This is a genomic window from Acidimicrobiia bacterium, from assembly GCA_036271555.1.
Taxonomy (GTDB): Bacteria; Actinomycetota; Acidimicrobiia; order IMCC26256; family PALSA-610; genus DATBAK01.
Window position 1 is genome coordinate 100,410 of the sequence record DATBAK010000005.1, and the last position, 22,558, is coordinate 122,967.

Here is a 22,558-nt window from a genome sequence, read left to right on the forward strand (position 1 = left end):
GTGGTGCTCCCTTCGGTCGTGGGTCTTCCCGACGATACTGAGAGGGTGGGACAGCAACCGACGGACGACGACCCGGGCTGGCCGAGCGTCGCGCAGGTGTTGCGCGCGCTCACTCCCGGCTATCTCCAAATCGGCAGCCGCAAGGGCGACCAACTCATCGCGTTGCGCTCGATCTTCGTCAGCTTCTCGGTGACGCTCGTTGCGTTCGCCGTCGTGCTGCAGCTCATCGGCAATCGCGGCCCGAACCACGTCCTGCCGTGGTTGTGGTTGCTCGCCGTCGCCGCCGGACTGAGCATCACGGCCATCGCGGTGCTGACGAAACCGCTCGACTGCTCGTCGGAGGCGAAGCTCGCGGTCGCCTACCGCAACCGCTTCTTCCTCACCATCGCGTCCTGCGAGTCGGTTGCGCTGTTCGGCTTCGTGTTCGCGTTCATCGGCGCGCCGACGTGGATCTACGACCTCGGCGCCGCGTTCGCGCTCTCTCGCTTCTGGACGGTCGACCCGCCGACACCCCGACGGTTGCAACAGCACCAGGCCGCGCTCGCGACGTCGGGCTGCGAGTTGTCGCTCGTCGGCGCGTTGCGGCGAACGATCCCGCCTTCGCCGCGCTAATCCGCGTCGAGCGCGGCGGACGACGCGACGACGCGCGCGACGTGCGCGCCGGGTCGCACACCCGGCACCGCGGCACCGACCGCGTCGCGCGCGACGAGCTTGATCTCGGTCGCCGCGACCGTCGCCGTCGACTCGTCGAGCACGAACAGCGTCCGGTCCGCGACCGGCGCGACCGCGACCACCGCGCCCCGCTTGCGATCGAGTCGCATCACGCGCACACCCGCGCCACCGCGTGCCTGCACCGGCATCTCGTCGACCCGCAACCGCTTCGCGTACCCCGCGTCGGTCGCGAGCACGACCTGCTCCTCGTGCGCGACCGCGCACGCGCCGATCACCGCGTCGTCGCCCCGCAACCGCATCGCGCGGATGCCGCCCGCCGACCGTCCGACCGCGCGCACCTCTTCCTCCGCGAAACGGATGCCCTGCCCCTCGCGCGTCACGACGAAGATCTCGAACTCGTCCCACCCCGGGAACACCGACACGACGCGGTCGCCGGCGGCGACCTTCATCGCCACGATCCCGTCGCGCCGCGCGCCGGCGTCGACGAACTCCGCGAGCTCCGTCCGCTTCACCGCGCCCGACGCGGTCGCGAACACGATGTGCTGGTGCTCGTCGGCGGCCTTCGCGTCGAGCACCGCGACGATCTGCTCGCCGTCGCCGAGCTGGAACAGGTTCGGCGCGGCCGTGAGCCGGTTCTTCGGCAGGTCGTGGCCGGCCATGCGGTACGCGCGCCCGCGGTCGGAGAAGAACAGCACGCCCGCCAACGTCGACGTCTCGATGAGCTGCGCGACCGCGTCGCGCTCCCCCGGGTCGGCGACCTTCGCGCCGCGACCGCGCCCCGGACGCGTCACGACGTAGCCGCGCGCGGTCACGGTCACGAACAGCGGCTCGTCCTCCACCAGCGCGACCGTGGAGATCTCGCCGGTGTCGTCGGCGACGATCTGCGTGCGGCGCGCGATCTTGTGCGCGTCGCGGATCGCGACGAGCTCCTCGCGGATCACGCCCATGAGCACGTCGCGCTTGGAGAGAATGCGCCGCAGCTGCCGCACCTCGGCCGCGAGCTCCTTCTGCTCCTTCACGAGCTCCTCGCGACCGAGCTGCGTGAGCCGGCCGAGCGCGAGATCGAGGATGTGGTTCGCCTGGATCTCGCTGTAGTCGAAGCCCGTACCCATGAGCCCGGTGCGCGCGGCGGCGCGATCCTTCGACGCGCGGATGAGCTTCACGATCGCGTCGATCTGACCGAGCGCCTTCACGAGCCCTTCGAGGATGTGCAGCCGCGCCTCGGCCTTCTCGAGGCGGAAGCGCGTGCGCCGGGTGACGACGGCGACCTGGTGGTCGACCCACGCCTGCAGCGCCTGCATCAGGTTGATCGTGCGGGGCACGCCGTCGACGAGCGCGACCATGTTGATCCCGAACGTCACCTGCGCGGGCGTGTGCTTGAACAGGTTGTTCAACACGATCTGCGGGTTCGCATCCGGGCGCAGCTCGATGACGAGCCTCGTGTCGCCCTGCCCCGACTCGTTGCGGATGTCGCGCACGCCGTCGACGCGCCCGGCCTCGACCGCCTCCGCGAGCTTCCCCGCGATCGCGTCGACGCTCGTCTGGTACGGGATCTCGGTGACGAGGATCACCGGCCCGCGCCGCGAGTCCTCGACCGTGGTGACCGCGCGCAGACGGATCGAACCGCGGCCCGTGCGGTACGCCTCGGCGATGCCGTCGGAACCCATGATCAGCGCGCCGGTCGGGAAGTCGGGCCCCTTGACGACGCGCGCGAGCCCGTCGAGCGTCGTCTCGGGCCGGTCGATGAGCAACACCGCGGCGTCGCAGATCTCGCCGAGGTTGTGGGGCGGGATGTTCGTCGCCATCCCGACCGCGATCCCCTGGATCCCGTTCACCAGCAGGTTCGGGAACCGGCTCGGCAGCACGATCGGCTCTTCGTCGCTCGCGTCGTAGCTGGGCTCGAAGTCGACGGTGCCCTCGTCGATGCCCGCGAGCATCTCGGTGGCGAGCACGCTGAGCTTGCACTCGGTGTAGCGCTGCGCGGCCGGCGGATCGGCGGGCGAGCCGAAGTTGCCGTGCTTGTCGATCAGCGGATGCGACAGCGAGAAGTCCTGCCCCATGCGCACGAGCGCGTCGTAGATCGCAGTGTCACCGTGCGGGTGGAAACGGCCCATCACATCGCCGACGACGCGCGCACACTTCACGAACGGGCGGTCGGGACGCAGGCCCGAGTCGTGCATCGCCCACAGGATCCGCCGGTGCACGGGCTTGAGCCCGTCGCGCGCGTCGGGCAGCGCGCGACTCACGATGACGCTCATCGAGTAGTCGAGGAACGACGACTCGACCTCGTCGACCAACGTTCGGCTCGCGACCGGCGCCGCTTCGAACAACGTCGCCGCCGCTGCTGTCTTCTTCCGTGCCATGGAGACCTCCGTCAGGGAGTTCCCGCCAGAACGGGCGGGTCGCCGTGCGGCCCGCCCGGCGTGGTGGCTGAGGCGTCAGGAGCGGCGAGCGAAGCGAGCGCGACCATGAAATCAGATATCGAGGAATCGCACGTCTTTGGCGTTCTGCTGGATGAACTGCTTGCGCAGCTCGACGTCGTCGCCCATGAGCACCGACAGCCGCTCGTCGCAGATCACGGCCTCGTCGACGTCGATGCGCACGAGGTTGCGCGTCGCGGGATCCATGCACGTCTCGCTCAGCTCGGGATAGTCCATCTCGCCGAGGCCCTTGAACCGCGCGAACACGAGCTGACGATTCGGGTTCGCCTCGATCACCTGCTGCCGAGCGGCGTCGTCGGCGATGTACTGGCGGGTGCTCGAGATGTCGACCGAGTACAGCGGCGGCTGCGCGACGTACAGCCGGCCCGCGTCCACCAGCGGCGTCATCTGGCGGTAGAAGAACGTGATGAGCAGGGTGCGGATGTGGCCGCCGTCGACATCGGCGTCGGCGAGGATGACGACCTTGCCGTAGCGCGCCTTCGTGAGATCGAAGTCGTGACCGATGCCGCCGCCGATCGCGGAGACGAGCGCCTGGATCTCCGCGTTGGCGACGATCTTGTCCATCGAGGCGCGCTCGACGTTCAGGATCTTGCCGCGCAACGGCAGGATCGCCTGCGTCTTCGGTGAGCGCGCGTCGCGCGCCGAGCCGCCCGCGCTGTTGCCCTCGACGATGAAGAGCTCCGTGTCGTCGACCGCGCGCGACGAGCAGTCGGCCAGCTTGTCGGGCATGCCGACGCCTTCGAGCGCGCTCTTGCGGCGCGTCAGCTCACGCGCCTGCTTCGCGGCGCCGCGCGCCCGCGCCGCGCTCATCGCCTTGCCGACGATCGCCTTCGCGGGATTCGGGTGCTCCTCGAGCCAGCGCCCGAACCGCTCGTTCGTGAGCCGCTCGACGAGCGACCGGATCTCGGTGTTGCCGAGCTTGGTCTTCGTCTGCCCTTCGAATTGCGGCTCTTGCAAACGCACCGAAACGATCGCAGTGAGGCCCTCACGCACGTCGTCGCCTTGGAGCGCGGTGTCCTTCGCCTTCAGCAGACCGCGATCCTTCGCGTAGCGGTTGATCGCGTTCGTGAGCGCGCGCTTGAAGCCCTCCGCGTGCATCCCGCCTTCGGTCGTCGAGATGCCGTTCGCGAACGTGAAGAGGCCCTCGTGGTATCCGGTGTTCCACTGCCACGCGACGTCGACGTCGCCGTCGGGCTCGGACGCGGAGAACGAGCCGATGTCCTTGATCAACGGCTCCTTGCTCGCGTTGAGGTGGCTGACGAAGTCGACGATTCCGGCCTCGCTGTGGAACGTCTCCTCGTGCTCGTGGCCCTTGCGCTCGTCGTGGAAGCCGATCGCGAGGCCCGCGTGCAGGTACGCCATCACCTGCAACCGCTCCATGATCGTCGCGGCGCGGAACTCGATCTCCTCGAAGACGTCGGGGTCGGGCCAGAAGGTGATGGTCGTGCCGGTGTGCCCGCGCTTCGACTTCGCGACCGCGCGCAGCTTCCCCTGCGGCACCCCGGGAAGGACCTTCCGTCCCGTCTTCTCCGGCGCGTACACCTGCCGGTACGTGTTGCCGTCGCGGTCGACCTCGAGCACGAGTCGCGCCGAGAGCGCGTTGACGACCGAGACGCCGACGCCGTGCAGACCGCCCGACACCTTGTAGCCGCCGTCGCCGAACTTCCCGCCCGCATGCAGTGTGGTCATGACGACCTCGGCCGCCGACTTCCCCTTGTACTGCGGGTGCGGATCGACCGGAATGCCCCGGCCGTCGTCGGTGACGCGGCAACCACCGTCGGCGAGCAACGTGACGTCGACGCGTGTCGCGAAGCCGCCCATCGCCTCGTCGACCGCGTTGTCGACCACCTCCCACACCAGATGGTGCAGGCCCTGCGCGCCCGTCGACCCGATGTACATGCCGGGACGGCGGCGCACCGGGTCGAGGCCCTCGAGCACCGTGATCTGGGCGGCGCCGTACTCGCTGGTGGCGGCCGCACGCCGTTGCGCTGCCATGGAGTCGACCTTAGAAGGCCGCTCGGACACCGGCGGTGATCCGCCCGCCGACATCCGGACGCGGATACCTTCCGCCGGTGCCGAGGGAGTCCCTGGGTCCGCGGTACGCCAAGGTGTGGTCCGCGTCGGCGATCTCGCTCGCCGGCGACGGTTTCATCCTGGCCGCGATGCCCCTCCTCATCGCGACGACGACGTCGAGCGCGGCGTCGGTCTCGGGGCTCGAGGTCGCGCGAGGAATCCCGTGGCTCTTCTTCGGACTCTTCGGCGGGGTCGTCGCCGACCGCCTCGACCGGCGGCGCGTGATGGCGCTGGTCGACTCGCTCCGTTGCATCGCCGTCGGGCTGCTGGCGGTCGCCGCGTGGCAGCACGACGTGTCGGTCGGGCTGATCTGGATCGTCGCGTTCCTGCTCGGCTCGGGCGAGGTCTTCTTCGACAACGCCGCGCAGTCGATCCTGCCGAGCCTCGTCGAGACCGAGCAGATCGAGCGCGCGAACGCGCGCTTCTCCGTGACCGAGAACGTCGCACGCGACCTCGCCGGTCCCGCGATCGGCGCCGCGCTGTTCGCCTGGGCCGCGTCGCTCCCATTCGCGCTCGACTCCGCTTCGTTCCTCGCGGCCTCGCTCATCGTCTTCACGCTCCGCGGTACGTACAGCGCGCGACCGCGCTCGCGTCAGCACCAGTCGTCGCGACGCGCGCGCTACCAGGAGCGGTCACGGCGTCGACGCGAAGAGCCGTCGATCCGCGAAGACCTCCGCGAAGGGCTGCAGTTCCTACGCGGCCACGAGCTCCTGCGCTCTTTGCTCCTGCTCGGCTGCGCGTACAACTTCCTCATCGTCGGCGCCGAGGCGATCAACGTGCTCTTCGCGTTGCGCGTGCTGCACATGTCGAAGTCGGTGTACGGGCTCGTGCTCACCGCAGCCGCGGTCGGCGGTATCGGCGCGGGGCTCATCGCCGACCGCGTCATCAAGCGGTTGGGTCCGGGTGGCACGCTGCTCACCGTCTTCCCCCTCGCGAGCATCGCGGGCATCTTGGCGGGCACGACGAACTCGGTGTTCGTGTTCATGCTCGCGGTCGCGGTGTCGCTCGGCTGCGGCACGTTCGCCAACATCGTGATCATCACGCTGCGCCAGACGCTCGTGCCCGACGCGCTGCTCGGACGCGTGAACTCGCTGTTCCGCGTCGGGCTGGCGACCGCGGCGCCGGTGGGCGCGCTCGTTGCCGGTCAGCTCGCGGGACTCGTGAGCCTGCGCGCGCCGCTGCTGCTGATGGGCATCGGCTGCGGCGCGCTCGCCGTCGCCGCGGGACCGCTCGTGAACAACGCGGCGATCGAGCAGGCGAAGGCCGACGCCGCGGCCGAGTTCGGCCCCGACCCCGGCTCGGAACTCGACCCCGGCTGAGGTCGGACTGAGGTCGGAGTCAGGTCGCCCGCGCGGCCGAAGGCGCCGAGCGCGAATCGGCGACCCGGAGGGGAGCCGACGAAGGCGCGAGCGAATGGATGAGGTAACCAAACACTGACCGCGGCGGCGATGTTGCCGAGGGCCCTCTCCCTTCATGCTGGTGTTTGCCGCTGGGGCGCACACTGGGAAGGGAGGGCGGAACCATGGGTCGCATCCACTGAGAACTCGCAGCAGAGCAAGTCGATCGAGATGATCGAACCCGCCGGGCCCCGCCGGCGGGTTTTGTTTTGAACGGGGCACGACGGGCCTCGGCGCAAAGGCGCGCCGGTTACCCGGCTCGGGGAACGGTCAAACCCAGGTAAGGAAACACTGACCGCGACGGCGATGTCGACGGTCACGCCTCCCCTTCATGCTGGTGAGCAGCCCACTGGGGCCCACTGGGAAGGGAGGTAGAGAGACATGGGTCGTATTCACTGAGTTTCTCTCACCACCACAGATAGTCAGCAACACCAGCTCTTGAACGAACCCGCCGGGCCCCGCCGGCGGGTCCGTTCGCGATACGTCTGGTCGCGCTCGCTGCGCTCGCCGCTCCGTGACGCGGGACGAGTGAGTCGGGCCGCCCCGCACGCGCGGCTCAGAACCTGATCCGGGTGACCTTCCACTGCTGGGCGCGGCGGGCGAGCGCGTCCTTGTTGCGCTCGTCGCCGACGAGGTCGAACTTGTCGTAGAGCGACTGCAGCGCCATCTTCACCGCCGCGGTGCTGGTGAAGCGCGCGTCGGCGACCTCGCGGATCGACGCGACGCGCGGCGCGAGCCGCCCCGAGTCGTAGTGCTGGAACAGCAGCTCGAGCACTTCCGACTCGGTCGGCGTCAGCCGCACCGCGCGCTCGGCGACCCGCCGGGTCGTCGCCGCTTCGCCGCCGGTGCGCTCGTGCTCACTGAGCAGGAACGTGATGTCCGTCGCGCCCGCGAGGTCGATGGTCGCGCCGTGCGTCAACACGTGCGGCTGCCACGGTCGCAGCTCGACCCGGTCGACGCTCGTGCCGTTCGTCGACCCGACGTCGACGATGCGCCACGTCCCCGCCTCGCCCTCGATGCGCGCGTGGACGCGGCTCACGGCCGCTTCGTCGATCACTACCTCGTTCTCGGTACCCCGACCGATGCGTATGACTGGAGCGTCGAGCTCCCGTTCGGCGTCACCGGCCGCGCCCCGCCAGCGCAGTCTCGCCATTCCTTGCCAGGTTACCTAGCACCCCCGACCGCGTGACTCGCCCGGTTTCGCACCCTTTGGCAGCGTGCGATCATGGGCGCCGGAGGCAGCGGCGTGGCGGCGACGATCACTCGGACGGCGAGGCGCGCGGCCGGCGCACGCATCGGACCGTTCCGCTTGGAGCGGTATCTCGGGGGCGGGGCCGACACCGAGGTGTGGCGCGCCGACGGCGACGGCATCGTCGTCGCGCTGAAGCTGCGCCGGCGCGGCATCGACGACCCGCTCGCGACCGCCCGACTCGCCCGAGAGGCGACCGTCCTCCGCAGTGTCCGCCACCCCGCGCTCGTCGGCCTGTTCGACTCGGGCGAAGACGACGGCGAGCCCTATCTCGCCTTCGTCTTCCACGACGGCCCGACCCTCGCCGAGCACCTCGATGACGGCCGCCTGCCCGCCGAGGTCGCGGCCGCGACCTTCGCGCCGGTCGCCGACGCGCTCGCCGCGCTGCACGCGGCATCCGTTGTGCACCGCGACATCAAGCCGTCGAACGTCCTCTTGTCCGACATCGGGCCCTTGCTCATCGACGCCGGCCATGCGTCGATCCGCGGCACGACGTACGACGGGTGGGTCGACGACGCACCCGCGCTCGCGGGCACCACCGCATATCTCGCACCCGAAGCGGCCGACGAGCTGCCGTCCCCCGCGCTCGACGTGTACGCGCTCGGGGTCTCGGTGATCGAGGCGGTCACCGGCACGCCCCGCTCGGACGCCGTCGTCGCGGTGCCGGAGCCCTTGCGCGCGCTCGTGCGCGCGTGCGTCGACGACGATCCCGCCGTTCGCCCCGCCGCCACGCTCGTCGCAACCACCTTGCGGGTGATCGCCGCCGACGCGTCGCCCGCGGTCGGCCGCTTCCGTCCCGCGCTCATCGACCTCACCCGTCCCGACGAACCGCTCGACGCGCGCGACGCCGAGGCCGCGAACGCGGAACGCTCGGGACGCGCGGCCGAGCTCGGCACGCTGCTCGCAGCCGCGTACGACGGTGCGCTCGCCGACGAGCTGCGCCCGGTGCTCGTGAGCGCGCCACCAGGTACCGGGAAGAGCTGGCTCGTCGACGCGGCCGCGGCGCGCGTCGACCATCGCGGCGGCAAGGTCGTGCGGGCCGCGTGCACCCCGGCGCGCGGCGACGTGCGCGTCGTCGCCGACTGGCTGCTCGATCTCGGACGCGACACCGCAGGCGCGACCGAGCTCGCCGCCGTCGCCGGTCCCGCACCGGCGGCGATGCTGCTGCGCGCAGTGGGTCTCGGACGCGCGGGGGAAGGCGATGTCGATCCCGCGTGCGTCGCCGACGCGATGGCGACCGTGCTCGCGCACGCCGCACCCGAAATCGACGACGACGGCCGGCGCGCGCCGCTCGTCTGCGTCGTCGAGGACCTGCACCACGCGTCGCTCGAGCTCCTCGACCTGCTGAGCCGGCTCGCGCTGCGCGCCGGTGTGCCCGGCGCGCTGTGGTGCACGACGCGCCCGAATTGGATCGACGCCGACGACCTCGAGTTCGAGCTGCTGCCGCTCGGTCCGCTCACACCCGAGGCGATCGCGGAGCTCGTCGGCGACGTCGGCGCGACCGGTGGTCGTCCGATCGAGGAGATCGTCGCGGTCGCGGGTGGCAACCCGTTGCACGCGCGCGAAGCCGCGCTCGCGTTGCAGCGCGGCGAGTCGCTCACCGCGTCGACCTCGCTCCCCGATCTGATCGCGGCGCGCTTCGCGTCGTACGAACCGACGTTGCGCGACGCGCTCGGTCTCGCCGCCGCGTGCGGCGACCAGTTCTGGCCCGAGGCGCTCGGTCGCGAGTTCCTCGACGCGGTCCCCGATCTCTACCGCGCCGGTGTCGCGCAGGCGCGCATGTGCTCGACGCTCTCGACGTCGACCGAGGCGCAGTTCCGTCATCCGCTGCTGCGCGAGGTCGCGTACGCGAGCCTCGACGAGGCGCGCCGGCGCCAGCTCCACGCGCGCCTCGGCCGCGTGCTCGACGCCGCCGACGCACCGCCCGAGGTCGTCGCCGAACAGGCGGGCACCGCGTTCCGACTCGGCGACACGGCCGCCGCGCCCCTCGCGGCGCGCTCGGCCGCCGACGCCGGCCGCGACGCGCTCGATCGCTTCTCGCTCCAAGCCGCCGAAGAGTGGATCGCGCTGCTGCGCGACACGCACGCGGAGTCGCAGCCCGGGCTCGCCGACCTGCTCGACACCGAGCTCGCGCTCGACCGCGGCGAGTACGAGCGCGCGCGGGAGCTCGTGGGCGCCGACCCGGAACAGGGCTCGCTCGCCGCCTCGCGTCTCGCGCTCGCGACCCGCGCCGCGTACGGCGTCGGCGAGCTCGGCGACGCGGAACGCTTCGGCGCGCGTGCCCTCGACCTGCTCGACGACGCGTCGGTCGACGCGGGCGCGCACACGGTGATGTACGCGACCGTGCTCTCGCGTACCGGCCACTACGAGGCGGCCCTCGCGCTCCTCGACGGCGCCGCGCTGCACGCCGACGCCGCCGGGCTCCCCGGCCTGCACACGCGTCTGTCGGCGAAGGCCGCGCAGGTCGCAAGCGACCTCGCGCGGGCACGCGGCGGCTACTTCACGGACGCGATCGACCGCACGCGACGCGCGATCGAGGAGCAGCGTCAGGCCGGCGACGTCCGCGCGTACGTGGCGTCCGCACCGGCGTTCATCGAGACGCTGTACATCGACTTCCCGCAAGAGGCGCTCCACCTCGCGATCGACGCCGCGGAGCGGGCGCGCACGATGGGCGACGTCACGAGCTTCGGCGCGCTCGCTCTGTCGGTCTGCGACGTCGCCCTCGAATCCGAAGCCGCGCCGCAGCTCGAGGAATGGCTGCCGATCCTGCAGACGGCGCCGCTCGACGCGACGGGAAGGATCGAGGCCGACCTGCTCACGACCGTGGCCGAAGCGGCGTGTTCGCCGCGCGCGACGCCGATCGCCGCGGGGCTGTTGCTGCTCGCCGACCGTTCGCGCGCGCTCGGCGACGTCAGCCGCATCGAGCCCGAGATGGGCGCGGTCTGCAGCCTCGCGTGGACCGGTCGCGCGCATGCCGCGCGCGAGCTGCTGTCGGAGAAGGTGCGCGACCGGCTCCCACCGCAGATCGCGGCGTCGTACGAGCTCGTCGTGCGCGCGCTCGAAGGCCCTCCGTGGACGCTCGACGGCGTCGACGCCCTCGATCTCACGACGCTGCACCACTACGACCGCGCGCTGCTGCACTTGTTGCGCGACGAAGGCGACGCGGCCGACGCGCTGCTGCGCGAGCGCTACGAAGACCGCAAGCGCACGAGTGGATCCACGCGCCAGCGCTTCAGCCCGTACTTCCCCGGCGCGCTCGTCAGCGCGCTCGGGCCTTCCGACACGGAGCCCGACGTCGAGTGGCTGCTCGGTTGGATACACGAACCGCCGTTCCCGGGACTCTGGGTCGTGCACCGCGCGATCTGCGCGCTGCTGCTCTCCGAGCGCGCCGACACTCCGGAACCCGGCCTTGCCGCCACGGCGCGGCGGATCGTCGACATGACCGACGCCGACGAATCGGTGCGCGCGTGGATCAGCGAACGCTCGCGGCGCTCAGGCGCGTGACGCGATCGCGCTGTGCGACGCGAGCTGCGGCCCGATGAGCTCGATGCGGCGCTCGGGCCACGCGGTGAGCCACTCGTCGAACGCGTCGGGCGGGATCGGCCGGCTCAGGTAGTAGCCCTGCGCGATGTCGCAGCCGAAACGATCGAGACGCTCCCACGAGTCGTGGTTCTCGACGCCCTCGGCGACGACCTTCAGGTCGAGGTTGTGCGCGAGGTCGATGATCGACTTCACGATCGCGGCATCGCTCTCGTTGCCGCTCATCGACATGACGAACGACTTGTCGACCTTCACCTCGTGCACCGGCAGCTTCTGCAGGTACGACAGCGACGAGTAGCCGGTGCCGAAGTCGTCGATCGAGAGGCGGATGCCGAGGCGCGCGAGGCGGTCGATCGCGGCGACGGTACGACCGGTGTCCATGATGCTGGTCTCGGTGATCTCCATCGTGAGGTACGAGGGATCGAGGCCGGCGACCTTGAGCATGCCGTCGATCATCTCGGGCAGCTCCACGTCGATGAGCCCGACGACCGACAGGTTCACCGCGACGTTGAGGTCCCAGCCCTTGGCGTGCCAGGAGCGGCACTGCGCGATCGCGCGCCGCGCGACGAAGTGGGTGAGCGGGCCGATGAGGCCGGTGCGCTCCGCGATCGAGATGAACTCGTCGGGCGGGAGCATCCCGTACTCCGGGTGCTGCCACCGCACGAGCGCCTCGGCGCCGATGATCGCGCCGTCCGACAGTCGCGCCTTGGGCTGGTAGAAGACGAGGAGCTCGCCGTCGTCGATCGCGCGGCGCAGCGCGCCCGCGAGCTCGAGCCGGCGTACGGAGAAGTCGTCGCTCTCGGGCTCGTAGACGCCGACGCCCTGCGCGCGCTTCGCCTCGTACATCGCGATGTCGGCGTGCTTCATCAACGTCGCGGCGTCGGTGCCGTGCGCGGGTGCGAGCGCGATGCCGATGCTCCCACCGACTTCGAGAGCCATGCCTGCGACGGGGAGCGGCGCGGAGAGCCGCGTGCGGATCTCGTGCGCGACCGCGGCCGCGGCGTCGGCGTCGGCGATGTGCGGCAGCACGATCGAGTACTCGTCACCCCCGAGCCGGGCGACGGTCGCGTGCTCGTCGAGCGCCGCGCGCACGCGGCGCGCGACAAGGCGCAGCACCTCGTCGCCGGTGTCGTGACCGAGGGCGTCGTTGATGTCCTTGAAGCGGTCGAGGTCCATCAGGAGCACGGCAACCGCCTCGTTGCTCGACCGCTCCTCCAATGCCTCCTCGAGTCGCTCGAAGAGGTTGGCGCGGTTGGGCAGGCCGGTGAGCGCGTCGTGCATCGCCTGGTGCTCGCGCTCACTCACCTCGCGCGACAGGCGGTCGACGAGCCGGCCGTTCTCCAGCGCGACGCTCGAGTGGTTGGCGAGCGTCTCGAGCAGGCGCGCGTCCTGCGCGTCGAACGTGCTCGTCTCACCGAGACGGTCCCCGACCGTCAACGTGCCGACGACGCCCTTCGCGCCGTGCAACGGCGCCACGATGCAGTCGCGCACGCAGAGCCAGTCGAGATGCTCCTGCTCGTCGGCCTGCTTCGTCGATCGCGGCACGAGCACGGTCTTTCCCTCGCCGATGACCCGGCCCCGCATCCACTCGCTCGGCAGCAGGTGCGCGGGCACCGACGTCTCGAACGGCATGTCGCCCTGCGCACGCAGCGCGAACACGGGCCCGTCCGGATCGGGCGACTCGAGCGTGAGCTCCGCGACATCGGCGCGCAGCAGCTCGCGCGCTTGTTCCAGGATCGACTCGAGGACGGACTCGGCGCGCTGGGATCCGCCGATGGCGCGCGTGAAGTCGTAGAAGAGTTGGAGGTTCGCGTACCGCTTCCACAGTGAGGTGTAGGAGCGGTAGGCGACCGCGATCATCGCGACCGGGATCGCGATCAGGACGGTCGCGGCGATGCTCGCGCGCACGAGCAGCGCGGCGGCGAGCGCGATGCTCGTGTTGCACGTCACGGTCACGGCGCCGGCGACCATGATCGTGCCGATCTGCGGCTCCTCGCCGTACCAGCGGATCACGACCGGGATCGCGATCGACGACACCGCTCCGGCGCAACCGACCGCGACGAGTGCCGAGAGCCACGACATCGGCTGCACGATCGTCGCACCGCCGACGAGGGATCGGAACAGGATGATCGCGACGGTCGCCTCGGCCGCGGCGACACCGACGTTGCAGAGGAGCTTGTCGATCCGCTGCCGGTGGCGCAGCACGAGCGTCGTCGTGCAGCCGATGAGGTACGCGCAGATCAGGCCGAGCGGGCCGACGTAGAACAGGCCGACGACGAGCGGCACGTAGTTCAGCGTGAAGCCGTGCGACTGGCCCTTCACCTCGAGGTCGAAGCCGGTTGCCTCGGTCACCGCGAACGCGACCAGGAATGCCCACCACGGCAAGTGCGTGTGCTCGTGCACCGATGGCAGTCCGGGCACGACCGTCACGAACATCGCGATCGCGAACGCGATGAGCGCGCTGCCGAGCAAACCGGTGCGCTGATCGGGCGTCAGCCAGCGCGCCGCGCGCTCGCTCATGACCGGCCCCGGGCGCGCGCCGGAACGAGGTCGCCGCATTCGGCGATGTCGTTCCGAGTGGGTTCCATGCTCGCGCTCCCGCTGACAGCCGCCCGGCTCACCAGGTCGTATCGGCAGGTCAGGGGGTCCGCTTCAGGTCTTCGTCCGGGCCGCCGATCCCCTGGAAGGCGGGCGCCGCGAAATTTCTCCGGAAACCGCTCAACCCACGCAGCGTGGCCACCGATAGCTATCCGTGAGGCGGAGCGAGCCCGCCTCCTCGGACGAGACAGTGATCCGCAGGGCGCACATTGGTCGCCTAGCCCCGCGGGGAGTCAGTGGCGAAACCGGCGTCCGGGCCAGCCCAAATGAAAAGGACTGCCCCGATGTCGCGTTTCCTGACCCTTTCGTCCCGTCGTCTCTTCGCCGTCGCCGCCCTGGTGACCGCGACCGCCGTCCCCTCGGTCATCGTGGCCGGGCAGACCGCAGCCGGCGCCAAGACCACGGCGACCACCACGCCCACGACGTTGGTGACCAACGGCGGCAAGATGCACTGATCGAGCTGCGCTCGATCTTGCAGGTGTAACTGGGCCCTTCCCCCCGGCTCAGTTCAGGTGAGGTAACGGCTGACGGTCTCGATCACCGCGGCGGGCTTTTCGGAGCCCTCGGACTCCACGGTGATTCGGACGACGGCCTGTACCCCACCGGCGACCTCGGTCGCCTCGGCCAGCTCTCCCCGCGCCCGAATGCGAACCCCCGATCGCACGGGCGCGGGGAAGCGGCCCTTGTTCACTCCGTAGTTGATGCCCATCGAGATGTTCTGCACCTCGCAGAGCTCGAAGAGGAAGCGGGCGCACAACGACAGGGTGAGATAACCGTGCGCGATGGTGCCGCCGAACGGCCCCGCCTTCGCCCGCTCGACGTCGACGTGGATCCACTGGTGATCGTCCGTCGCGTCGGCGAACCGGTTGATCCGCTCCTGCGTGATCTCGATCCAGTCGGTCGGACCGAACGTCTCGCCGACCGAGGTGAGCAGCTCCGCGGGTGACCCGAACGTCTTCTTCGCCATGCGGGCAGCTTGCCAGCGCGCGCTAGGACGGCGCCACGACGAGGATCGTCCCGTTGAAGACGGCGATCCAGAGTGTCGGCCCCGCGACGACGACCCGGTCGAGGCCCGGTTCGTTCGATGGCGACGGCACGAAGCGGCGCGATCGCACGCTCACAGGTCCGAAGCTCCCGCCGCCGGCGTCGTAGTTGGCGTAGCCGCGCGTTGTGCCGTCGGTCGTCGACGCGACGATCTGATCCACGCCGACCGCCCACAGCACGTTGCGTTCGAGGGTCGCGCCCGACACGGACGCCGGCCGGAGGAACACCACCGGCTTCGGGGACACTCGGCGACCGTCGACGATCTCGAAGACCAGACCGTCGCTGCGAGTGACCCAGCTTGCGCCGGGCTGTGCCGCGGCCGTGATGCCGACGATCGCACTCGCCGCGGGCGCACCGGGTGTCGCGATCGGCACGACGCGCGTTGTGCGGTTCGTCGCCGTATCGATCACGGCGACGCGGGAGTCGTCGAGCCCGACCTCGACGTTGTCGCCGACGACCGCAAGCGACACCGACGGATGTGGCAGCCGGATGCGCGCGGCCACGGCGCCGGACTCGTCGATTCGGTACAGGTTCGTCGAACCCTGGCCGGCGAGCCAGGCCGAACCCGCGCCGACGGCAAGTGAGCACGCGCATGAATCGCGAGCCGCCAGCGCGCGCGTGAGCACGACCCGCCGGGTCGCGAGGTCGACGCGGCTGACGGTCGTTCGGGGCACCCCACCGTCGCCCCCGCCCACCACCCATACCGAACCGCTACCCGCGGCGATCGAGAAGACCGCCTCCTGCGGAACGCGCACGACGTCGAGCAGCCGGCCCGAATCGGACGCGTGCCGCTCGATCGCGATGCTTGGCGTCGCGTTGGTCGAGCCTGATCCGCGCGACAGGATCGCCGGCGAATTGTTGGCGAGCCACACGTCGCGACCGTCGAACGCGATGGGTTCGGGTGCCCAGTCGCCACCGAAGGACTGCCGCACCACGAGCCGGTGCGGGAGCCGGCGGGTCGCAGTCGTCGACGCGACCGTCCGAACATCGCCGGTCGTGTGATCGCCTACGGCGACGACGATCCCGACGATCAGCAGGATCGAGAGGAATGCGACCGTGCCCTCGCGTCGCAGCACGCGGCGGCGCGTGTGCCGCCGGAGCGCGCGTGTCGCCACGGGTCGCGCCGTCGTCTCGTCGATCGCGACGTCGTCTGCGAGGTCGCGCAGAACATCCTGCAGGTGCTGCTCGTCAATCATCGTCCTGCTCCTCCAACACGGCGCGCAGCGCGGCGAGCGCGCGTGCCGTCGTGCTCTTCGCAGTGCCGACGCTGCAGCGCATGACGCGCGCGCACTGCTCGACGCTGAGGTCCTCGAAATACCGCAGCACGAGCGCGGTGCGCTGACGGTTCGGCAACCGCGCCAGCGCCGCGGCGACCGCGGCGCGTTCGACGATCGCGGTGTCGTCGCCCGGCGCGGCCGTCGCCGGTCGATCTTGGCGTGCGTGGCGCTCGACGACGCGGCGATGGCGCTCGGCCGAGCGCGCCGCGTTCACGACCGCGACGCGCAGGTAGGGCCAGAAGTCGTCGACCTCGCGGTTCTGCCACTTCAACCAGACGCGCGCGAGCGCGTCGGCGGCGATCGCCTGCGCGTCGACGCCGGGGCCGCCGGTGAGCGAGGCGAGCCGCACGCCACGCACGAAGTGCTCGTCGAAGAGCGCGTCGAACGACACGTCGGACACGCCCGCGAGCGGCGCGGCGGACGTGGCCGCGGACTCCACCGTTTCCCCGATCACGTCATCGCACACCGTTCCCCCCGAACGATGAGACGCCGAGATCCCCCCGAAAGGTTGCCTGGTACGTTGCGCGTCCCGTCGGCACGAGGAGAGCGAGTCGAGATGGTGGACCTGAGCCAGGCGGTCGCGCTGGTGACCGGCGGTGCGTCCGGGCTCGGCGAGGGGACCGTGCGGCGCCTGCACGCAGCCGGCGCGGGGGTCGTGATCTTCGACAAGAACGCCGAGCGCGGCGCCGCCCTCGCTTCGGAGCTCGGGCCGCGTGCGGTGTTCGCCGACGGCGACGTCACCTCGGAGGAGTCGGTCCTCGCGGGCATGGGCCTCGCGGCGGAGCTCGGCACACTGCGGGTCGTCGTGAACTGCGCGGGCAGCGGCATGGTCGGCCGTACCGTCGACCGCAACGGCGCGCCGCACGATTTCGGCACGTTCGAGTGGGTCATCAAGCTGAACCTGATCGGCACGTTCAACGTCGCTCGGCTCGGCGCCGCGCAGATGGCGAAGAACGAGCCCAACGCCGACGGCGAGCGCGGCGTGATCGTGAACACCGCATCGATCGCCGCGTTCGACGGGCAGATCGGCCAGCTCGCGTACTCCGCGTCGAAGGGTGGGGTCGTCGGGATGACGCTGCCGATGGCGCGCGACCTGGGCGTGCTCGGCATCCGCGTGATGACGATCGCGCCCGGCAGCTTCGACACGCCGATCTTCGGGTTCGCCTCCGACAAGATGAAGGAAGGCCTCACCGCGATCGTGCCGTTCCCGAACCGGATGGGCACCCCGGACGAGTACGCGCAGCTCGTCGAGCACATCGCGACGAACCCCTATCTCAACGGCGAGGTCATCCGCATCGACGGCGCGGTGAGATTCCCGCCGAAGTAGTCGCACGCGCGGTCGTCATCGCGGGCCGAGCGGTGGTCCGCACGCGCCTCGGCATCCACGCATCGCGCACGAACGGGTCGGTCAAGCCGTGATCGGCTTGACGATCGAAGGTTGCGGCTTCGCGATCCCAGAACGCCGACCCACAGACCGACCGCCCCACCGCGGAAGCCGCAGCGCCGAACGAAGCAGTCATCGAGCCGACCCACCGAACCCCGACGCTTACGGAGACCCGCGTTCGCGGGCGACTCTAGGTAACTGTCTGGTCGTCGATGAGTCGGCTCATAGCGGAGAGCACGGCTCGCAGTGACGCCGTGGTGATGTTGGGGTCGGTGCCGATTCCCCAGCGTGTCGTGGTGTCACCAGCAATCGTTTCTACGTAAGCCACAGCGGTTGCGTCGGCGCCGCGACCGAGCGAGTGCTCGTGGTAGTCGACGACGTCAACTTCGATACCGAGCGCGTCACGGATGGCGGCAACGAAGGCTGCGATGGGCCCGTTGCCCTCGCCATGCACGGTGCGAGGTTCGCCGTCGGCGACCACCTCCGCGGTGACAGCAGTGCGGTCGTCATCGCGATCGACGATCTGGTGCGAGTGCAGTTGGAGGCGCGGGTCGTCCGGCAGATACATCGCCTTGAACTCGCCCCACATTGCCGAGGGCGTGATCTCGGTGCCGGTGTCCTCCGCCACGGTTTGGATCGCCTTCGAGAACTCGATCTGTAGGCGTCGCGGAAGCGAGAACCCGTGTTCGTTCTCCATGATGTAGGCGATGCCGCCTTTGCCGGACTGGCTGTTCACGCGGATGACCGCTTCGTAGGAGCGGCCGACGTGCGCGGGGTCGATGGGCAGGTATGGCACGCCCCAGGTCTGGTAGTCGCGACCGCGGCCCGATGCCTCCGACTCCGAGTAGAGCGCCGCGAATCCTTTTTTGATCGCGTCCTGATGCGAACCGGAGAACGCCGTGTAGACGAGGTCGCCCACGTAGGGGTGGCGCTCATGCACGGGCAGGCGGTTGCAGTATTCGGCGGTGCGGCGCAGCGCGTCGATGTCCGTGATGTCGAGTTCCGGGGCGATGCCCTGGCTGAACAGGTTCATCGCCAAGGTCACGATGTCGACGTTGCCGGTGCGTTCCCCGTTTCCGAACAGGCACCCCTCTACTCGGTCGGCCCCGGCGAGTACGCCGAGCTCGGCCGCTGCGACCGCGCAGCCGCGGTCGTTGTGCGGGTGCAACGACAGCACCACCGAGTCGCGGCTGCGCACCGTGCGGAGGAACCATTCGATGGTGTCGGCGTAGACGTTCGGCGAGTACATCTCGACCGTCGCCGGCAGGTTCATGATCAATGGCCGCTCGGACGTCGGCTCGATCACGTCGGCGACCGCTTCACAGATCTCCACCGCGTAGTCGATCTCGGTGCCGGTATAACTCTCGGGCGAGTACTCGTACCGGATTTCAGTACCAGGAACGCTCGCTTCGAGCTTGCGGCACATGCGCGCGGCGTTCACGGCGATGCTGGTGATACCGCCCCGGTCCAGACCGAATACGACACGCCGTTGAAGGATCGACGTGGAGTTGTAGAAATGCACGATGGCGCGCGGCACGCCGATCAGCGACTCGTAGGTGCGCTCGATCAGCTCGTCCCGGCACTGGGTGAGGACCTGGACGGTCACGTCGTCGGGAATGAGGTCCTCGTCGATCAGGTGGCGCACGAAATCGAAGTCAGGTTGGCTCGCGGACGGGAACCCGACCTCGATCTCCTTGAAGCCCATCGCCACGAGGGTCTCGAACATGCGGCGCTTGCGGACCGGGTCCATCGGGTCGATGAGCGCCTGGTTGCCGTCACGCAGGTCGACAGCACACCAACGCGGCGCCTTCGTGAGCTTGCGGTCAGGCCACTTCCGATCGGGTAGTTCGAGCGGCACGAACGCGCCGTACTTCTCGAACGGCATCTTCTTCGGCTGTGCGATCTCCGGAGGCATGTGCAGCTCACCTTTTGTCGTGACCGAATATAAAGAGGCCGAGAACGGAAGAAGCTCCCGGCCCGAGGGACAGGAGCTTCGGCGAACGCCTATACGGGCGCTCGCCTACATGAGAAGGAGAAGGGTCGCGGGCAGGAACGTCACAAGAAGCAATGTAGCGCGAACGGCACGCTTGCAATCGCGACCGCGTACCGACGGCCCGTTCTGCGCGGCGGCGCAAACGGCCGTGATGAGCGGCTTTTGCGCGACGAAGAGCTCGTCGGTGTTGCTCGATGAAGACGTCGACGTCGAGCAGTACGCATCCCGGCGCTCTCCGATGCAGCGCGTGGCTGCCATCTCCGGCATCTCCGAGCCGGAGGGTCGCGTCAGACCGAGACGAGTTGCGGCTTCGACAGCGCGAGCGCGTTCTCGCGCATGACGAGGCGGACCTCGTCGGGCGTGAAGCCGTCGAGGTCGTGGATGAAGCTCACGGGGTCGGCGAGACCCTCGGCGTGCGGATAGTCCGAGCCGAAGATGATGTGGTCGGCGCCGATCGTGTCGCGCAGCTCGATCAACGGGTCCTCGTAGTACGGCGACACCCACAGCTGCGCGCGCAGCTGCTCCACCGGATCACCGCCGGGGAAGCCGCTCGGCCGCTGCGCGTAGCTCTTCTTCAGCCCGCGCACGAGACCCGGCACCCAATCCGAGCCGCTCTCGATCGTCGCGACGCGCAGGTTCGGATGCCGCGTGAGCACGCCGTGGCACACGAGCGCGCCGATCGTGTCGAAGATCGGACGGTGACCGCCGGTGAGCGCGCGGAACGCGTCATGACGGAACGCCTCCATCTGATCCGACTCGCCCCAATCGGCGGCGTAGCGCGCGTACCCCGAGTCACCCGAGTGATAGGCGACGAGCACGCCGGCCTCGTTGAGCCGCGCCCAGAACGGGTCGTACACGGCGTCGCCCGGTGAGCGACTGAAGTTCGGACCGCGCACCGGACCGGAGCGCATCACGACGACGCGCGCGCCGTTGTCGAGAGCCCACTCGACCTCCGCCGTCGCGCGCTCGGGATCCTGCAACGTGAAGTAGGGCGCGGCGAAGATGCGGTCGCGGAAGTTGAACGTCCAGTCGTCGAGCAACCACTCGTTGAACGCGTGGAACGCGACGTGGCACGCGTCGACGTCGTGCAGGAGCGATTCCTCCATGCCGACTCCGAGCGTCGGGAAGAGGAAGCATCCGTCGATGCCCTGCGCGTCCATGACCTCGATGCGCGGCTCGGGATGACGGTACGCGGCACTGATCGGCTCGAGCTCGCCGAACGCGGCGCGGATGTCGTCGCCGGGCGTCTTGCCGCGGAAGTAGTCGTCGAGACTTCCGGGCCGCGCCACCGGATCGAACAACGGGTTCGGGATGAAGCGGTTCACCTTGCCCGCGACGACGAGCCGCCGCTTGCCGTCGATCTCCGCCCACTGCATCGCGCGCTTGGCGAACTTGGGATCGACGTGTCGAGTGAAGGCGTCGGGCGCTTCGTAGTAGTGGTTGTCGGCGTCGAACGCCTGGTAACCGAGGTCGATCGCGGTGCGCTCGGGCATCGGCTTTGCCTCCCGCGTGCCGGGAACTGGAACCTGTTCTAGGTTACCGCCGAACCTCGGGGCAGGCCCGGGCCAGGGGGACGTGATGGTGCTCGAACGGTTCCGTGTCGACGGCAAGGTCGCGATCGTCACCGGCGCAGGTCGCGGCATCGGCGCTGCGAGCGCGGTGGCGCTCGCGGAAGCCGGCGCCGATGTGCTCCTCGCGGCGCGCACCGAGGCGCAGCTCGAAGAGGTCGCCGCGAAGGTGCGCTCGTACGGCCGGCGCGCGCTCGTCGTGCCGACCGACGTCGACGACGAGGAACGTCTCGCCGGGCTCGCCGACACCGCGGCGCGCGAGCTCGGAAGGCTCGACATCGTGGTGAACAACGCGGGAGGAACCGCGCCCCGCCCCTTCAACGTGACGAGCGCGGGCTACCTGCAACGGTCGTTCCACTTCAACGTCGTCACCGCGTTCGTGTTGAGCAAGGCTGCGGTGCCGCACCTGCTCGAACAGGGCGGCGGCGCGATCGTCAACATCTCCTCCGCGATCGGCCGGTTGCGCGACCGCGGCTTCGTGGCGTACGGAACCGCGAAGTCTGCGTTGTCGCACATGACGCGTCTGATGGCCGCCGATCTCGCACCGAAGATCCGCGTGAACGGCATCGCGGTCGGCTCGGTCGCGACATCCGCGCTCGAGACCGTGCTCACCGACGACGGCATCCGCAACGAGATGGTGAGCCGCACACCGGTGAAGCGCCTCGGTGAGCCCGACGACATCGCGCTCGGTGTGCTCTACCTCGCGTCGAGCGCGTCGTCGTTCATCACCGGCAAGATGTTCGAGATCGACGGCGGACTCGAAGAGGCCAACCTCGCGCTCAACATCCCCGACGTGTAGGGAGTCGACCGTGGCGACGAACCGCGAGCTCGTCGAGTCGTTCTGGGACGCGCTGTACCGGCGCGACTACGAGGCGGTCGGCGCGTTCTTCACCGCCGACGGGGAGTACACCGACGTCTGCTCCCCCGCCGACGACGTCGCGCGCGGACCCGCGCAGGTCGCGGCGCGGCTGAAGCTGGGCTTCGAGAAGCTCTCGGGCATCTCGCACACGTTGCGGTTGATCGCCGTCGACGGCGACACCGTCGTCACCGAGCACGGCGAGCACTGGGAATGGCCGACGGGCGAGAAGGTCACGCTGCCGTTCGTGTCGATCCAGGAGTTGCGCGGCGGCAAGATCGTACGGTGGCACGACTACTGGGACATGACGACGCTCATGAACGCGGCGCCGCAGTGGTGGGTCGAGCACATCATCCAGGGCTATCAGTGAGCGACGCGGGCCGGTCATGACCGGCACCGTTCTCTACGAGCTCGACGATCACGTCGCGACGATCACCTACAACCGACCCGACGTTCGCAACGCGAT

Annotated in this window: 16 protein-coding genes and 1 riboswitch; of the genes, 7 read left to right on the forward strand and 9 right to left on the reverse strand. The window is 69.9% G+C overall.

Going from position 1 to position 22,558, the window contains the following annotated elements; translation table 11 throughout:
- Positions 1 to 45 precede the first annotated feature (45 nt).
- Positions 46 to 612: a hypothetical protein gene (locus VH914_02705; GenBank protein ID HEX4490091.1), complete on the forward strand. Its 567-nt coding sequence runs from the start codon at positions 46 to 48 to the stop codon at positions 610 to 612.
- Here the strand turns inward: VH914_02705 and gyrA are convergent.
- Together gyrA and VH914_02715 are read right to left on the reverse strand one after the other, a co-directional pair.
- On the reverse strand, positions 609 to 3,035 hold the full coding sequence (gene gyrA, locus VH914_02710) for a DNA gyrase subunit A (protein HEX4490092.1): 2,427 nt from the start codon (positions 3,033 to 3,035) through the stop codon (positions 609 to 611). The two genes, VH914_02705 and gyrA, sit on opposite strands and share 4 nt — an antisense overlap.
- A gap of 111 nt (positions 3,036 to 3,146) precedes the next feature.
- On the reverse strand, positions 3,147 to 5,108 hold the full coding sequence (locus VH914_02715; protein ID HEX4490093.1) for a DNA topoisomerase subunit B: 1,962 nt from the start codon (positions 5,106 to 5,108) through the stop codon (positions 3,147 to 3,149).
- Positions 5,109 to 5,185: 77 nt separating this feature from the next.
- Between VH914_02715 and VH914_02720 the strand changes: the two genes are divergently transcribed.
- Entirely contained in the window at positions 5,186 to 6,505 is a 1,320-nt protein-coding gene (locus tag VH914_02720; protein ID HEX4490094.1) for an MFS transporter, read from the forward strand.
- A gap of 634 nt (positions 6,506 to 7,139) precedes the next feature.
- On the opposite strand, the gene VH914_02725 is transcribed toward VH914_02720, so the two are convergent.
- Positions 7,140 to 7,736 carry an FHA domain-containing protein gene (locus tag VH914_02725; protein ID HEX4490095.1) on the reverse strand — a complete coding sequence of 199 codons (597 nt, stop codon included), beginning with the start codon at positions 7,734 to 7,736 and terminating at the stop codon, positions 7,140 to 7,142.
- A gap of 156 nt (positions 7,737 to 7,892) precedes the next feature.
- Here VH914_02725 and VH914_02730 point away from each other — a divergent pair, with 156 nt between their 5' ends.
- On the forward strand, positions 7,893 to 11,336 hold the full coding sequence (locus VH914_02730) for a protein kinase (GenBank protein HEX4490096.1): 3,444 nt from the start codon (positions 7,893 to 7,895) through the stop codon (positions 11,334 to 11,336).
- Here VH914_02730 and VH914_02735 read toward each other — a convergent pair.
- A complete protein-coding gene (locus VH914_02735) occupies positions 11,325 to 13,892 on the reverse strand; it encodes an EAL domain-containing protein (GenBank protein ID HEX4490097.1) in 2,568 nt (855 codons plus the stop codon). The two genes, VH914_02730 and VH914_02735, sit on opposite strands and share 12 nt — an antisense overlap.
- A 252-nt stretch (positions 13,893 to 14,144) precedes the next feature.
- A riboswitch (cyclic di-GMP riboswitch) is annotated at positions 14,145 to 14,230 on the forward strand.
- 24 nt (positions 14,231 to 14,254) lie between these two features.
- On the opposite strand from VH914_02735, the gene VH914_02740 reads away from it, so the two are divergent.
- Positions 14,255 to 14,425, forward strand: a complete 171-nt coding sequence (locus VH914_02740; protein ID HEX4490098.1) for a hypothetical protein — start codon at positions 14,255 to 14,257, stop codon at positions 14,423 to 14,425.
- A 53-nt stretch (positions 14,426 to 14,478) separates the two neighbouring features.
- On the opposite strand, the gene VH914_02745 is transcribed toward VH914_02740, so the two are convergent.
- The 3 genes from VH914_02745 to VH914_02755 are packed head-to-tail and all read right to left on the reverse strand — an operon-like array spanning position 14,479 to position 16,730.
- Entirely contained in the window at positions 14,479 to 14,937 is a 459-nt protein-coding gene (locus VH914_02745; protein HEX4490099.1) for a MaoC family dehydratase, read from the reverse strand.
- 22 nt (positions 14,938 to 14,959) lie between these two features.
- Positions 14,960 to 16,210 (reverse strand): hypothetical protein, encoded by a 1,251-nt coding sequence (locus tag VH914_02750; protein HEX4490100.1) that lies wholly within the window; start codon positions 16,208 to 16,210, stop codon positions 14,960 to 14,962.
- A complete protein-coding gene (locus tag VH914_02755) occupies positions 16,203 to 16,730 on the reverse strand; it encodes a sigma-70 family RNA polymerase sigma factor (protein ID HEX4490101.1) in 528 nt (175 codons plus the stop codon). The genes VH914_02750 and VH914_02755 overlap by 8 nt, the downstream gene beginning before the upstream one ends.
- Before the next feature lie 120 nt (positions 16,731 to 16,850).
- Here VH914_02755 and VH914_02760 point away from each other — a divergent pair, with 120 nt between their 5' ends.
- A complete protein-coding gene (locus tag VH914_02760; protein ID HEX4490102.1) occupies positions 16,851 to 17,618 on the forward strand; it encodes an SDR family NAD(P)-dependent oxidoreductase in 768 nt (255 codons plus the stop codon).
- A 247-nt stretch (positions 17,619 to 17,865) separates the two neighbouring features.
- Here VH914_02760 and leuA read toward each other — a convergent pair whose 3' ends face one another.
- Together leuA and VH914_02770 are read right to left on the reverse strand one after the other, a co-directional pair.
- Complete coding sequence (gene leuA / locus VH914_02765; GenBank protein HEX4490103.1) at positions 17,866 to 19,590, reverse strand: 2-isopropylmalate synthase; 1,725 nt, start codon at positions 19,588 to 19,590, stop codon at positions 17,866 to 17,868.
- 365 nt (positions 19,591 to 19,955) lie between these two features.
- Positions 19,956 to 21,161 (reverse strand): amidohydrolase family protein, encoded by a 1,206-nt coding sequence (locus VH914_02770; protein ID HEX4490104.1) that lies wholly within the window; start codon positions 21,159 to 21,161, stop codon positions 19,956 to 19,958.
- Positions 21,162 to 21,246: 85 nt separating this feature from the next.
- Between VH914_02770 and VH914_02775 the strand changes: the two genes are divergently transcribed.
- The gene (locus tag VH914_02775; GenBank protein ID HEX4490105.1) at positions 21,247 to 22,035 is read left to right on the forward strand and encodes an SDR family oxidoreductase; all 789 of its coding nucleotides are present in this window, start codon (positions 21,247 to 21,249) and stop codon (positions 22,033 to 22,035) included.
- Positions 22,036 to 22,045: 10 nt separating this feature from the next.
- A complete protein-coding gene (locus VH914_02780; protein HEX4490106.1) occupies positions 22,046 to 22,462 on the forward strand; it encodes a nuclear transport factor 2 family protein in 417 nt (138 codons plus the stop codon).
- Positions 22,463 to 22,558: the final 96 nt, after the last annotated feature.